Source organism: Pseudoalteromonas sp. OF7H-1 (assembly GCF_022347825.1).
Classification (GTDB): Bacteria; Pseudomonadota; Gammaproteobacteria; order Enterobacterales; family Alteromonadaceae; genus Pseudoalteromonas; species Pseudoalteromonas maricaloris.
In genome coordinates, this window is sequence record NZ_JAKRFX010000031.1 from 1 (window position 1) to 12,805 (window position 12,805).

Sequence of the window (12,805 nt, forward strand, 5' to 3'; positions counted from 1 at the left end):
GTTACCGTCCACAGTTCTACTTCCGTACAACAGACGTAACTGGTGACATCCAGCTACCAGACGGCGTAGAAATGGTAATGCCTGGCGACAACATCAAGATGACTGTTGAGCTAATCGTACCAATCGCGATGGACGAAGGTCTACGTTTCGCTATCCGTGAAGGTGGCCGTACAGTAGGTGCTGGTGTTGTAGCAACAATCGAAGAGTAATCTCTAGATTGTCGTAACACACATAAAAAGGTCGCTTTGGCGGCCTTTTTTAATGCCTTGTCGCTGTGATTTTATATCGCGATTTCAAAGAAAGAATTTTTGTGGTGGGAGCGAGTTTACCTCGCGATAAACTCTTTGTCGTAGCAGCGATTTTATATCGCGACCAGTGAAAGGGTCATTCTCCAATAAAGACGTACAGACATTTTTAATACCTTGTAGCAGCGATTTTATATCGCGACAAAGGAAAAGGCTCATTCTCCTATAAAAGCCTCACTTTTGTCATTGTGATGGTTATAACGAACAATCCGATAATGTTCTTATATTTGCTTTCGACAGCTTAAAATCCATATTCTCACCATTTAATCTCCCTATTCTATATGCTGATATCCTGCTACCAGTCACGTAAAAATTTGGTTAATTGCGTAAAGGTGTGCACAATAAGCCCATATAAAACCTAAAATTAGGGAGTGTAAAGATGTTAGGTCTTTCGGCTCGAACAATTTCTGCTGTGCTCAGTATCACAATGTCACTATGTACTTTTGCAAGCTTTGCCAATGTAGATAAGGACAGATCCTATATTTTGGCGACAGCCTCATCTGGTGGCACTTTTTACCCAGTAGGCGTCGCAATTGCGACACTAACTAAGCTAAAAGTCACGCCGCAGCACGGTATGAGCGTGTCTGCCATTACCTCTGCCGGTTCTGGTGATAACCTCAAACTCATGCGTAATAAAGAAGCTGAGCTGGCTATTCTACAGGGGCTTTATGGTGCGTGGGCGACGCAGGGGACGGGGGCAATGGCACCTGTTGGCAAACAAGATTATCTGCGTTCTGTGACTATGCTGTGGCAAAACGTAGAGCACTTTGTCATTGCTAAGAAGTATGCCAAAACGGGCAACGTCTCAGATTTGAAAAACCTATATTCACAAGGGTTTGGTATTGGTAAGCGTAACTCTGGAACGGAAGGTTCTGGGAAGCACATCATGGCTGCACTGGGCGTTGATAGTGACAAATTCACTTTGGTGCATAAAGGTTACGCGGGCTCTTCTAGCGCCCTACAAAATGGTCAGATTGCGGGAATGAATATTCCAGCAGGCGTACCTGTCAGCGCTATTACAAGTGCTTATGCAGCCGATGCCAATGGTATTACGGTGCTGGATTTCACTGATGAGCAGCTAAATAAAGTCAACGCTGAGGTAAAGTTATGGTCACGCTTCGAGATCCCAGCTAACACTTATCCCGGCCAAACTAACGCAATCAAAACGATTGCGCAGCCAAACTTTCTTGCTGCACATAAAGACATGAGTGAGGAAGATGTATATCTGCTCACCAAGGCAATTTATGAAAATTTAGTCTTTCTTCAAACCATCCATAAAGCGACTAAAGCCATGGCGATAGAAAAGGCACTCATGGGACTGCCTGCTAAGCTACATCCAGGTGCGCTGAGGTATTATAAAGAAATAGGTATTGCTGTACCTGCTCATCTGCAGTAACGCCGCCAACTAAGTAAAACGGGATAGTATCTATCAATGAGTAATAGTAGCAATGAGCAAAGTACATTAGCAGCACCAACAGCAGCTCGTGAGCGGATCGCTTTTTATTTAGCGATACTCACGAGTCTGTTGCACCTCTATTTTAACTTGGTCGCCACTTGGCCGGATAACTATATTTCAGCCATTCATTTCATGCTATTTGGTAGCATTATCTTGCTCACCTTGCCACTTAGAGTTGGCAAATTAGCAGTGCTTTCTAGCGTTATTGATATCGGGCTGTTTATCGGTTTAACCGTGAGCTGTGGCTATCTTGTTCTGTACAGTGATGCGTTGGCTGCGCGTAATTATGAATTTGCTACGGCTGACTGGATAGCATCTTCCACCGCTGTACTCCTCGCGCTTGAGTTGGTCCGGCGCTGTATGGGCTGGTTTATCCCGATGATGATCCTACTGGCGATGAGTTATGTACTGTTTTTGGGACAGTATATCGATGGCGTGTTTCATTTTGCGGGTTTAAGCGCAGAAACTATTTTGTTTCGCAATTACTTTGATGACGGCTTGTTTGGACCTATTGCTAAAATTTCTTGGACGTTTGTTTTTATGTTTATCCTGTTTGGCGCATTTCTAGTCCAAGCAGGAACAGGGGATTTTATCATTCGCTTTGCCAATGCGCTTGTTGGTCGTATGGTTGGCGGACAAGGACTTGTTGCTGTCGTGAGCTCGGGTATGATGGGCTCAGTATCAGGCTCTGCTATCGCGAATACAGCGGCGACTGGGGTGATCACCATTCCATTAATGAAGAAAGCAGGCTTTCCTGCAAAGTTTGCGGCAGCAGTTGAAGCCGGAGCATCGACGGGAGGTCAGCTGATCCCGCCGATTATGGGGGCCGGTGTATTTGTAATGGCCTCCTATACTCAAATTCCTTATCTTACGATAATTGCGGCGGCCTTTGTTCCCGCTCTGCTTTATTTCGCATCTATCGCCATCTTTGTACGTATTCAAGCTAAGCGTTTGAATATCCAGCCAGCATTAGCGCCAGAGCAATTGAGTGCTTGGCAAGAGCTGAAGTCCGGTTGGCATCATTTATTACCTATCGCGTTGCTCGTAACATTGATGATTTATGGTTTTACGCCAACTTATGCAGTCAGTATTGCGACGCTCAGTGTGTGTCTATTTTCTTTGTTTTCACATTCGCCGATGAAGTGGTCAAAGGTTTTGGCTGCGCTTGCAAATGCAACTGAAAACAGCGCTAAGACAGCAATATTATTGGTGGCCATTGGCATGTTGGTGAATTGTATTTCGATCAGCTCCTTAGGGGTTACATTTTCTCTAATGATAAATGAATGGGCGGGAGCAAGCTTGATACTGTTGTTGGTATTGATTGCATTGGCCTCGTTAATTATCGGTATGGGACTGCCCGTGACGGCATCGTATATTGTGTTGGCAACGCTTTCTGCACCGGCTTTGTATGGCTTGATCAGCCAGTCAGCACTGGTAGAGATTATAGTAAATGGTCAACTCAATGACACTGCGACGATGATGATGAGTATGATGGCGCCAGCGCTAGGAGAGATATACAACCAGCCAAATATTACAGCGGCTCAAGTGTTTACTATTTTGGCAAGCTTGCCGCCAGAGGCTATTGATATTATTCGCAGTAGCCAATTTGATGCAACGCATTTAGCCATGATGCTACTTTCTGCCCATATGATTATTTTTTGGTTATCGCAAGATAGTAATGTAACACCGCCGGTATGCTTGGTCGCTTTTACCGCCGCGGGAATTGCCAAAACACCGCCGATGGCAACAGGAATAGAAGCATGGAAAACGGCCAAAGCGCTATACATCGTTCCCTTACTGTTTGCTTATACGCCGTTTATCGGGGGAAGTAATTTCGAGATCATGCAGGTTTTTTTCACTGCGCTTGTGGGAATGTACGCTTTGGTAGCAGCGATATACGGTTATGCCGAGGCGAAGCTCAATAAACCTATCAGGATGGTGTTAGCACTTTTAGGTATCGCTTTAGTTTGGCCACACCAAATAATCTCTGTAGATATAGCGGCGGTGCTATGTGTTATTGCTGTTGTTATAAAGCAAGTAATAGATAATCGCCTAACTTAAGCTTCGCTATGCACCATAAAGTAGGCCCCTAAATTGGGGCCTTATGATATTAGACGATATGCTGAATAGACTGATGTATTCGAGCAGGTAGCAGAGCTTTTAAGTACTGCTCTAAAGTATGTAGTGATTCTGTGCCGCGAATGCCAGCGGCTTCATCTTGTTCTATAAAGCCTTGCTCTTTTAGACTAGTGACAAATGCACTGAGCACTTTTTTGTCAAAAAACTCTGGACTTTTGATACCATGCAAAGTTCCTAGTCGGTCGGCAAGAAGTGCACTTTCTTTTTCAAGCTCGCTACGACTTAATCCTTGATGACGCTTAACGAGGTTAATCGTGATTGCATAGCGTTCAAGCGTTAAGTGGATCACTTTACCTAGCATTTCTAATTGTGCCAATGCGCTACCATCTTTGTTAACTGAGGCTAGGTGACCATCAAAGGTGATTAGACCCTTAGCCGCAAAGTATTCAAAAATAGACTCTATATATCCTGTCTTAAGGTCTGTTAAGAACCACTCTTTTGCAAACAAGGGATACAACAGCGCTACCTCATTGCGACACTCATCAACAGTCAAGCTGTAGCGATTGAAGAGCTGCTGAGCGATTAAGCTTGGTACGGCAAACAGGTGCAGAATATTGTTACGGTAATAATTAAGCAGAGCGCGTTCTTTTTCCTTAACACTAATGATGCTGCCAAAACTGTCTTCAATAATATCGAACTTATCAAGCTTAAGTGCATGATCGAGTAAGCCCTCAGAGCTCGAATCTGGCACCGTCGCATTGTCGTGATAAGGTGCATTTCTGTGTAGTCCAAGATATAAATCAAGCTGTTGTAGCAGTTGTGATTTAGGCAGTGCAAACTGCTCATTACTCAGCAAAATTGTCGCAAGTAAATTCACTGAGTTCAGTGCTGCTGAGTTATTGATCTCAGTCATGATGACATCAGCGAGATCAGCAACTTGCTTGTTCAGCCAAGCTGGCTTTTGAGTTTCGGTGGGGTGGATAGAATCACGCCAATCTGGTTGATGCTCATTTAAAAATTGGTTGACTGATATAGGATCGCCAAAATTTAAATACCCTCTACCATAGTTTTTAAGGTTCTTAATCGCCTTAAAAATACCAAAGATAGACTCATTTTTCTTACTGTTGCCAGCTAGCTCTTTGAGGTAGGTGTTGATCTCCATAACATGTTCGTAGCCGAGATAAACGGGCACTAATGATATAGGTCTATCAATGCCGCGAAGCATAGATTGCAGTGTCATTGCCAACATACCCGTTTTTGGTGGTAGTAGACGACCGGTACGACTGCGGCCGCCTTCGGTATAAAACTTAACGGAATACCCTTTGATAAATAACTGACTTAAATATTCCTTGAATACCGCGGAATAGAGTTTGTTACCCGAAAAAGAACGGCGAATAAAGAAGGCGCCACTACGACGGAAAATCGGGCCCGCAGGGAAAAAGTTGAGATTAACGCCAGCTGCGATATGCGGTGGTACTAAACCCTGATGGTAAATCACATAAGTGAGCAGCAAGTAATCCATATGGCTACGATGACATGGCACGTAAATGATCTCGTGTCCTTTGTCTGCGAGTGCTTGTACTTTGTCTGAGTTATTAACTTCAATACCATTATAAAGCTTGTTCCACAGCCAAGTGAGGGCCCGGTCAGCTACGCGCACCATGGCGTCTGAATAGTTTGCGGCTATTTCGTCTAATAACCTCAGTGCTTGTAATCTCGCTTCTTCCTGACTTAGACCTTTTGCCTTTGCTTCGTCAGTAATGGCCTTTTTAATGCTTTGCGACGCTAAGATAGAATTAAATAGCTGCTCACGTGATGGCAGTTTGGGGCCGGTAGCAGCCAATTTTTGACGACGGAAATGCACGCGTGCAACACGCAGCAGCTTATGTGGCAGCTCCTCAACGTCTGCTTTATCGTTTAACAATTGATTAAGTTCAATCGGGCGAGAAAATCGAACAAAGTTATCCCGGCCTGAAAACAAGATCACAAAGCATTTGCGTAGCCAGCTCGGTGTTAATGAGTTGGATAATAAGGTTCCCACACCTGGCTTTTCTTTACCTGGATTACGACCCCACAATATGGTGACCGGAATAACTTGCGCATCGGTATTGTTATCATCTTTTAGCGCTTCAAAAATCGCTTTGCTATGTTCAAGCGCATCACTTGGTTTATGACTATTACCAAAGACACTTGGCGGAGTCTGGATCCCAACAAAGCGATTGAGCTCTTTGTTGCCAATTCGCGCTTTTTGAGACGGTCTTGGTAAACCAAGCTTTTTACACATAACGTCTAGCGCGACCATGTCTGATACCGAGTCGAGTCTCGCTACATAAAATGTGGGAATGCTGGGATCTAGCTCGTAATCCTCGATGGGATGCTCTGGCAATACTTTACTTTTAACAAAAAGCCAGTTGCTACAGCGAGCGATGGTTGTAAGCAAATAAGAAAAAATCTGCATGGGAATACCGAACAATTATCATTAGCCATAGAATACCAAGATTTAACTGGACTGACCATTTACAAAGGCGTCATCCATGTTTTCTTGTCGCAATATTTCACAATGGAAGACTAACAGAAGCGAACGCTTGAGTAGAGTGAATTTTGTTCTATGTGCTTTGTGTGGGTGAAAGATGGTGTATGTTCAAAGCGCTTTATCTGCGTGACAGCGCCTACGGATCCTAGGGATAAAATTACTTTGTATTAGTTGTTGCATTTATCACCAATATCACTATAATATGCAGACTTTCTTGACCACAGCGTCTAGGAAAGTAAATGAAAGGTCTGGATTTCAGGCCCTATGAACAGGAACTCCAATTGTGAGTTCAACGGTAGAAATAAATTAACAACCGACTTCTCAGGAATAATTGAGTTAGTCTCGGTCGTTTTTTTATGCTCTTTTTAAATGCTCTTTTTATTTTGAGGTTTAAGAATGTCAAATCAACGCATTCGTATTCGCCTAAAAGCTTTTGACCACCGTTTGATTGACCAATCAACGGCGGAAATCGTGGAAACAGCGAAGCGCACTGGTGCACAGGTTCGTGGTCCAATCCCACTCCCTACGCGCAAAGAACGTTTCACAGTATTGATCTCTCCGCACGTAAACAAAGACGCGCGTGATCAGTATGAAATCCGCACCCACAAACGTCTGATCGACATCGTAGAACCAACTGACAAGACTGTAGACGCTCTAATGCGCCTAGACCTTGCTGCTGGTGTTGATGTTCAAATCAGCCTGGGTTAATCGGAAGATTAGAGAGGTTTTAGGAAAATGGCATTAGGTCTAGTCGGTCGTAAAGTGGGTATGACACGTATCTTCACTGAAGATGGTGTATCTATCCCTGTGACAGTTATCGAAGCGACTCCTAACCGTGTTACGCAGATCAAATCTGACGCAACTGACGGTTATAACGCGCTTCAAGTTACTGCAGGCGAGAAAAAAGCAAGCCGTGTAAACAAACCAGCAGCGGGTCACTTCGCTAAAGCTGGCGTTGAAGCGGGTCGCGGCCTGTGGGAATTCCGTCTTAACGGCGGTGAAGGTGAATTTGAAGTAGGTTCAGAGCTAACTGTTGAACTTTTCACTGAAGTGAAAAAAGTAGACGTTACTGGTACTTCAAAAGGTAAAGGTTTCCAAGGTGGTGTTAAGCGCTGGAACTTCAGCATGCAAGACGCAACTCACGGTAACTCTCTATCTCACCGTGCTCCTGGTTCAATCGGTCAAAACCAGTCTCCTGGTAAAGTTTTCAAAGGTAAGAAAATGGCCGGTCAAATGGGTAATGTTCGTTCAACGACACAGAACCTTGAACTAGTACGTGTTGACGCAGAGCGTAACTTGCTTTTAGTTAAAGGTGCAGTACCTGGCGCTATCGGCGGTGACGTTATCGTTAAACCAGCTGTTAAAGCATAAGTCCTGGAGATTTAGTGATGGAATTAGCAATTAAAGGCGCTGGCGCGCTTGAAGTTTCCGAAGCTACTTTTGGACGTGAGTTTAACGAAGCATTGGTACACCAAGTAGTTGTTGCTTATGCAGCAGGTGCTCGCCAAGGTACTCGTGCTCAATTGACACGTTCTGAAGTACGCGGTGGTGGTAAGAAACCATTCCGCCAAAAAGGTACTGGCCGTGCACGTGCTGGTACAATCCGCAGCCCAATCTGGCGCAGCGGTGGTGTGAGCTTTGCAGCTAAGCCGCAAGATCACAGCCAAAAAGTTAACCGTAAAATGTATCGCGGTGCGATCAAGAGCATTCTTTCTGAGCTTGTTCGTCAAGATCGTCTAGTAGTTGTTGAAAACTTTGGTCTAGAAGCACCAAAGACTAAAGAACTAGTAGCTAAGCTTAAAGAACTTGAGCTTAAAGACGTACTAATCGTGACTGAAGAAGTAGATGAGAATCTATTCCTTTCTGCACGTAACCTGTACAAGGTTGACACGCGTGACGTAGCTGGCATCGACCCAGTAAGCCTAATCGCTTTCGATAAGGTTCTGATTACTGCTGCTGCTGTTAAGCAACTTGAGGAGGCGCTAGCATGATCCGTGAAGAACGTCTTTTAAAAGTAATCCTTGCTCCACACATCTCTGAGAAGAGCACTGTATCTGCTGAAGAAAACAACACTATCGTTTTCAAAGTAGCTAAAGATGCAACTAAAGCTGAAGTTAAAGCAGCTGTAGAAAAGCTTTTCGAAGTAGAAGTAACTGGTGTTCGCACTCTAAATGTTAAGGGTAAGACAAAGCGTACTGGTATGCGTTTTGGCCGTCGTAGCGATTGGAAAAAAGCATACGTTACTCTTAAAGAAGGTAGCGAGCTAGACTTTGTCGGCGGCGCCGAGTAATAAGGGGAGTTAGAATTATGGCACTTCAAAAGTGTAAACCAACTTCTGCGGGTCGTCGTCACGTCGTTAAAGTGGTTAACCCTGATCTACACAAGGGTAAGCCTTACGCTCCGCTATTAGAGAAAAACTCTAAATCAGGTGGTCGTAACAACAACGGTCGTATCACGGTTCGTCACATCGGTGGTGGTCATAAGCAACACTACCGTGTAATCGACTTTACACGCACAAAAGATGGCATTCCAGCTAAAGTTGAGCGTCTAGAGTACGATCCAAACCGTAGCGCAAACATCGCTCTTGTATTATATGCAGACGGTGAGCGTCGTTACATTATTGCACCTAAGGGTCTTAAAGCAGGTGATGCAATCCAATCTGGTGTTGATGCACCAATCAAGGTTGGTAACACACTACCTATGCGTAATATCCCTGTAGGTTCTACTGTACACAACGTTGAACTTAAACCTGGCAAAGGTGCACAAATTGCACGTTCTGCTGGTGCTTACGTACAGATCCTTGCTCGTGAAGGTCAATACGTAACACTACGTCTTCGCTCTGGCGAAGTTCGTAAGGTTGAGTCTGATTGTCGTGCGACTCTTGGCGAAGTAGGTAACGCAGAACACATGCTACGTTCACTAGGTAAAGCTGGTGCAAATCGTTGGCGTGGTATCCGTCCTACAGTTCGTGGTGTTGCCATGAACCCGATTGACCACCCACACGGTGGTGGTGAAGGTCGTACTTCTGGTGGTCGTCACCCTGTATCTCCATGGGGCGTACCTACTAAAGGTTACAAGACTCGTAAGAACAAGCGTACTGATAAGTTTATCGTACGTCGTCGTACTAAATAATAGTTGAGGAATTGCCATGCCACGTTCTCTCAAGAAAGGTCCATTTATTGACCTACACTTGCTGAAGAAGGTAGAGAAAGCGTTGGAAAGCGGTGACAAGAAGCCAATTAAAACTTGGAGCCGTCGTTCAATGATCATACCTAACATGATCGGATTGACCATCGCTGTCCATAATGGTCGTCAGCACGTTCCTGTGTTCATCACAGACGAAATGATCGGTCACAAACTGGGTGAATTTGCACCTACACGTACTTACCGCGGTCACGCTGCGGATAAGAAAGCTAAGAAGCGTTAATCGGAGGGTATGATGGAAGCATTAGCTAAACACAAATTCGCCTCTGGTTCGGCGCAGAAAGCACGTCTAGTGGCAGATCAGATCCGTGGACTTCCGGTTGATCGCGCGCTAGAAATCCTGGCGTACAGCCCGAAGAAAGCGGCTGTATTAGTTAAGAAAGTACTTGAGTCTGCTATCGCGAACGCGGAGCACAACGAAGGTGCTGACATTGATGAGCTTAAAGTGGCTAAAGTATTTGTAGACGAAGGTCCTACAATGAAACGTATTATGCCACGTGCTAAAGGACGCGCAGACCGCATCCTTAAGCGTACAAGCCACATCACTGTTGTGGTATCGGATAGCTAGGAGATATAAGTAATGGGACAAAAAGTTCATCCTACTGGTATTCGCCTAGGTATCTCAAAGCCTTGGGTATCTACTTGGTACGCGAATACAAAAGATTTCTCTGAACAGCTTTTTGGCGATCACAAAGTACGTCAATACCTTACTAAGGAATTGAAAAGTGCTTCTGTAGCTAAGATCGTTATCGAGCGTCCAGCTAAATCAATCCGTGTAACAATTCACACAGCTCGTCCTGGTGTTGTTATCGGTAAAAAAGGTGAAGATGTTGAAAAGCTTCGCCAAGCTGTAACTAAGCTTGCTGGTGTACCTGCGCAAATCAACATCGCAGAAGTACGTAAGCCAGAGCTAGATGCACAGTTAGTTGCTGACGGTATCTCTTCTCAGCTAGAGCGTCGTGTTATGTTCCGTCGTGCTATGAAGCGCGCAGTACAAAACGCAATGCGCCTAGGTGCTAAGGGTATCAAAGTTGAAGTAAGCGGCCGTCTAGGCGGTGCTGAAATCGCACGTTCTGAGTGGTACCGTGAAGGTCGTGTACCTCTACACACTCTACGTGCTGATATCGACTACGCAACTTCAGAAGCTTTGACCACTTACGGTATCATCGGTGTTAAGGTTTGGATCTTCAAAGGCGAAGTAATTGGTGGTCTTCCACTAGTTCAAGAGCAAGAGAAGCCAGCTAAACGTGCGCCGAAGAAAGCTAAAAAAAGTGCTAAGTAAGAGGTAGCGACTAATGTTACAGCCAAAACGTACAAAATTCCGTAAGGTACACAAAGGCCGCAACCGTGGTCTGGCTACCAGCGGTAACAAAGTTAGCTTCGGTTCTTTCGGCTTGAAAGCGACTGGCCGTGGCCGTATGACTGCTCGTCAAATCGAAGCAGCTCGTCGTGCTATGACACGTCACGTCAAGCGTCAAGGTAAAATCTGGATCCGTGTATTCCCAGATAAGCCAATTACAGAGAAACCGCTTGAAGTTCGTATGGGTAAAGGTAAAGGTTCTGTTGAATACTGGGTTGCTGAAATTCAGCCTGGTAAAGTACTTTACGAGATGGAAGGTGTTTCAGAAGAGCTTGCTCGCGAAGCATTCGACCTAGCTGCTCGTAAATTACCTTTCAAAACAACATTTGTAACTCGGACGGTAATGTAATGAAAGCTAGCGAACTTAAAGACAAAAGCGTAGAAGAGCTAAATGCTGAACTTCTAGAGCTTCTTCGTGAGCAGTTCAACCTGCGCATGCAAGCGAGCACTGGTCAGCTAGCTCAAACTCACGAGCTTAAGAAAGTACGTCGCAATATTGCGCGTGTGAAAACGGTTATCAACCAGAAGGCAGGTGCATAATGAGCGATAAGATCCGTACTGTACAAGGTCGTGTAGTTAGCGACAAAATGGACAAGTCAATCGTTGTTGCTATCGAGCGTCAGGTTAAACACCCGATCTACGGTAAGTTCATCAAGCGTACAACTAAGTTGCACGCACACGATGAAAACAACACAGCACTAGCAGGTGACGTCGTGACTATTCGCGAATGTGCGCCAATCTCTAAGAAAAAATCTTGGACGCTAGTTGACGTGATTGAACGTCCTAAGAAAGCTTAATTTTAGTTTTTAACTAAATTAGACTTTTATAAAGCCCCGGCATCTGCTGGGGCTTTTGCGTTTCTGGATAGCTCTTATAAGCCGCTATCGAGCGTCAGGTTAAACACCCGATCTACGGTACTCTTTATAGAAAGAAAGCATCAAGTGTATAACTAAGTTGCACGCACACGATGAAAACAACACAGCTACTCACAGGTGACGTCGTGACTATTCGCGAATGTGCGCCAATCTCTAAGAAAAAACCTTGGACGCTAGTTGACGTGATTGAACGTCCTAAGAAAGCTTAATTTTAGTTTTTAACTAAATTAGACTTTTATAAAGCCCCGGCATCTGCTGGGGCTTTTGCGTTTCTGGATAATTTTTATAAATAGCTATCGAGCGTCAGGTTAAACACCCGATCTACGGTACTCTTTATAGAAAGAAAGCATCAAGTGTATAACTAAGTTGCACGCACACGATGAAAACAACACAGCTACTCACAGGTGACGTCGTGACTATTCGCGAATGTGCGCCAATCTCTAAGAAAAAATCTTGGACGCTAGTTGACGTGATTGAACGTCCTAAGAAAGCTTAATTTTAGTTTTTAACTAAATTAGACTTTTATAAAGCCCCGGCATTAGCTGGGGCTTTTGCGTTTCTGGATAATTTTTATAAATAGCTATCGAGCGTCAGGTTAACCACCCGATCTACGGTACTCTTTATAGAAAGAAAGCATCAAGCGTACAACTAAGTTGCACGCACACGATGAAAACAACACAGCTACTCACAGGTGACGTCGTGACTATTCGCGAATGTGCGCCAATCTCTAAGAAAAAATCTTGGACGCTAGTTGACGTGATTGAACGTCCTAAGAAAGCTTAATTTTAGTTTTTAACTAAATTAGACTTTTATAAAGCCCCGGCATCTGCTGGGGCTTTTGCGTTTCTGGATAGCTCTTATAAGCCGCTATCGAGCGTCAGGTTAAACACCCGATCTACGGTACTCTTTATAGAAAGAAAGCATCAAGTGTATAACTAAGTTGCACGCACACGATGAAAACAACACAGCTACTCACAGGTGACGTCGTGACTA

The 12,805-nt window shown here is 44.5% G+C and carries 15 protein-coding genes and 3 pseudogenes; 17 read left to right on the top strand and 1 reads right to left on the bottom strand.

The genetic code is table 11. From position 1 onward, the window contains the following. The 3 genes and pseudogenes from tuf to MHN30_RS23435 form a co-directional block, all read left to right on the top strand. Window positions 1-209, top strand: a pseudogene (gene tuf, locus MHN30_RS23425) (elongation factor Tu); the annotation flags it as partial. A 475-nt stretch (window positions 210-684) separates the two neighbouring features. Next, window positions 685-1,701 carry a TAXI family TRAP transporter solute-binding subunit gene (locus MHN30_RS23430; protein WP_239361285.1) on the top strand — a complete coding sequence of 339 codons (1,017 nt, stop codon included), beginning with the start codon at window positions 685-687 and terminating at the stop codon, window positions 1,699-1,701. A gap of 36 nt (window positions 1,702-1,737) precedes the next feature. Further along, entirely contained in the window at window positions 1,738-3,822 is a 2,085-nt protein-coding gene (locus MHN30_RS23435; RefSeq protein WP_239361286.1) for a TRAP transporter fused permease subunit, read from the top strand. Between the two features lie 49 nt (window positions 3,823-3,871). Here MHN30_RS23435 and plsB read toward each other — a convergent pair whose 3' ends face one another. After that, the gene (gene plsB / locus MHN30_RS23440; RefSeq protein ID WP_239361287.1) at window positions 3,872-6,298 is read right to left on the bottom strand and encodes a glycerol-3-phosphate 1-O-acyltransferase PlsB; all 2,427 of its coding nucleotides are present in this window, start codon (window positions 6,296-6,298) and stop codon (window positions 3,872-3,874) included. Between the two features lie 471 nt (window positions 6,299-6,769). Here plsB and rpsJ point away from each other — a divergent pair, with 471 nt between their 5' ends. The 14 genes and pseudogenes from rpsJ to rpsQ (MHN30_RS23510) all read left to right on the top strand — a co-directional run bounded on the left by rpsJ (window position 6,770) and on the right by rpsQ (MHN30_RS23510) (window position 12,595). Beyond that, on the top strand, window positions 6,770-7,081 hold the full coding sequence (gene rpsJ, locus MHN30_RS23445) for a 30S ribosomal protein S10 (protein WP_010376390.1): 312 nt from the start codon (window positions 6,770-6,772) through the stop codon (window positions 7,079-7,081). Window positions 7,082-7,108: 27 nt separating this feature from the next. Beyond that, window positions 7,109-7,744, top strand: coding sequence for a 50S ribosomal protein L3 (rplC, locus tag MHN30_RS23450; RefSeq protein ID WP_010376387.1), 636 nt, complete (start codon window positions 7,109-7,111; stop codon window positions 7,742-7,744). Window positions 7,745-7,761: 17 nt separating this feature from the next. Beyond that, a complete protein-coding gene (gene rplD, locus MHN30_RS23455; protein ID WP_010376385.1) occupies window positions 7,762-8,364 on the top strand; it encodes a 50S ribosomal protein L4 in 603 nt (200 codons plus the stop codon). Next, window positions 8,361-8,663: a 50S ribosomal protein L23 gene (gene rplW / locus MHN30_RS23460; RefSeq protein ID WP_010376382.1), complete on the top strand. Its 303-nt coding sequence runs from the start codon at window positions 8,361-8,363 to the stop codon at window positions 8,661-8,663. Before rplD ends, rplW begins: the two co-directional genes overlap by 4 nt. Before the next feature lie 17 nt (window positions 8,664-8,680). Next, window positions 8,681-9,505, top strand: coding sequence for a 50S ribosomal protein L2 (gene rplB / locus MHN30_RS23465; protein WP_010607737.1), 825 nt, complete (start codon window positions 8,681-8,683; stop codon window positions 9,503-9,505). A gap of 16 nt (window positions 9,506-9,521) precedes the next feature. Beyond that, complete coding sequence (rpsS, locus tag MHN30_RS23470; protein ID WP_010376377.1) at window positions 9,522-9,800, top strand: 30S ribosomal protein S19; 279 nt, start codon at window positions 9,522-9,524, stop codon at window positions 9,798-9,800. 12 nt (window positions 9,801-9,812) lie between these two features. Then, window positions 9,813-10,145 carry a 50S ribosomal protein L22 gene (gene rplV, locus MHN30_RS23475; RefSeq protein WP_010376375.1) on the top strand — a complete coding sequence of 111 codons (333 nt, stop codon included), beginning with the start codon at window positions 9,813-9,815 and terminating at the stop codon, window positions 10,143-10,145. 12 nt (window positions 10,146-10,157) lie between these two features. Continuing rightward, window positions 10,158-10,859 (top strand): 30S ribosomal protein S3, encoded by a 702-nt coding sequence (rpsC, locus tag MHN30_RS23480; RefSeq protein WP_010376374.1) that lies wholly within the window; start codon window positions 10,158-10,160, stop codon window positions 10,857-10,859. Between the two features lie 13 nt (window positions 10,860-10,872). Then, on the top strand, window positions 10,873-11,286 hold the full coding sequence (gene rplP, locus MHN30_RS23485; RefSeq protein WP_010376373.1) for a 50S ribosomal protein L16: 414 nt from the start codon (window positions 10,873-10,875) through the stop codon (window positions 11,284-11,286). After that, complete coding sequence (gene rpmC, locus MHN30_RS23490) at window positions 11,286-11,477, top strand: 50S ribosomal protein L29 (RefSeq protein WP_010376372.1); 192 nt, start codon at window positions 11,286-11,288, stop codon at window positions 11,475-11,477. The genes rplP and rpmC overlap by 1 nt, the downstream gene beginning before the upstream one ends. Next, on the top strand, window positions 11,477-11,734 hold the full coding sequence (gene rpsQ / locus MHN30_RS23495) for a 30S ribosomal protein S17 (RefSeq protein ID WP_010376371.1): 258 nt from the start codon (window positions 11,477-11,479) through the stop codon (window positions 11,732-11,734). The genes rpmC and rpsQ (MHN30_RS23495) overlap by 1 nt, the downstream gene beginning before the upstream one ends. Window positions 11,735-11,817: 83 nt before the next feature. Then, a pseudogene (locus MHN30_RS23500) lies at window positions 11,818-12,021 on the top strand (30S ribosomal protein S17); the annotation flags it as partial. A gap of 80 nt (window positions 12,022-12,101) precedes the next feature. After that, window positions 12,102-12,308: pseudogene (locus MHN30_RS23505) on the top strand (30S ribosomal protein S17); the annotation flags it as partial. An 86-nt stretch (window positions 12,309-12,394) separates the two neighbouring features. After that, window positions 12,395-12,595: a 30S ribosomal protein S17 gene (gene rpsQ, locus MHN30_RS23510; protein ID WP_343224362.1), complete on the top strand. Its 201-nt coding sequence runs from the start codon at window positions 12,395-12,397 to the stop codon at window positions 12,593-12,595. Window positions 12,596-12,805 lie beyond the last annotated feature (210 nt).

What these genes read in the sequence shown, in the direction of transcription:
- MHN30_RS23430 (WP_239361285.1), top strand. Translation starts at nt 685, where the DNA reads ATGTTAGGTCTTTCGGCTCGAACAATTTCTGCTGTGCTCAGTATCACA.
- MHN30_RS23435 (WP_239361286.1), top strand. Translation starts at nt 1,738, where the DNA reads ATGAGTAATAGTAGCAATGAGCAAAGTACATTAGCAGCACCAACAGCA.
- plsB (WP_239361287.1), bottom strand. Translation starts at nt 6,298, where the DNA reads ATGCAGATTTTTTCTTATTTGCTTACAACCATCGCTCGCTGTAGCAAC.
- rpsJ (WP_010376390.1), top strand. Translation starts at nt 6,770, where the DNA reads ATGTCAAATCAACGCATTCGTATTCGCCTAAAAGCTTTTGACCACCGT.
- rplC (WP_010376387.1), top strand. Translation starts at nt 7,109, where the DNA reads ATGGCATTAGGTCTAGTCGGTCGTAAAGTGGGTATGACACGTATCTTC.
- rplD (WP_010376385.1), top strand. Translation starts at nt 7,762, where the DNA reads ATGGAATTAGCAATTAAAGGCGCTGGCGCGCTTGAAGTTTCCGAAGCT.
- rplW (WP_010376382.1), top strand. Translation starts at nt 8,361, where the DNA reads ATGATCCGTGAAGAACGTCTTTTAAAAGTAATCCTTGCTCCACACATC.
- rplB (WP_010607737.1), top strand. Translation starts at nt 8,681, where the DNA reads ATGGCACTTCAAAAGTGTAAACCAACTTCTGCGGGTCGTCGTCACGTC.
- rpsS (WP_010376377.1), top strand. Translation starts at nt 9,522, where the DNA reads ATGCCACGTTCTCTCAAGAAAGGTCCATTTATTGACCTACACTTGCTG.
- rplV (WP_010376375.1), top strand. Translation starts at nt 9,813, where the DNA reads ATGGAAGCATTAGCTAAACACAAATTCGCCTCTGGTTCGGCGCAGAAA.
- rpsC (WP_010376374.1), top strand. Translation starts at nt 10,158, where the DNA reads ATGGGACAAAAAGTTCATCCTACTGGTATTCGCCTAGGTATCTCAAAG.
- rplP (WP_010376373.1), top strand. Translation starts at nt 10,873, where the DNA reads ATGTTACAGCCAAAACGTACAAAATTCCGTAAGGTACACAAAGGCCGC.
- rpmC (WP_010376372.1), top strand. Translation starts at nt 11,286, where the DNA reads ATGAAAGCTAGCGAACTTAAAGACAAAAGCGTAGAAGAGCTAAATGCT.
- rpsQ (WP_010376371.1), top strand. Translation starts at nt 11,477, where the DNA reads ATGAGCGATAAGATCCGTACTGTACAAGGTCGTGTAGTTAGCGACAAA.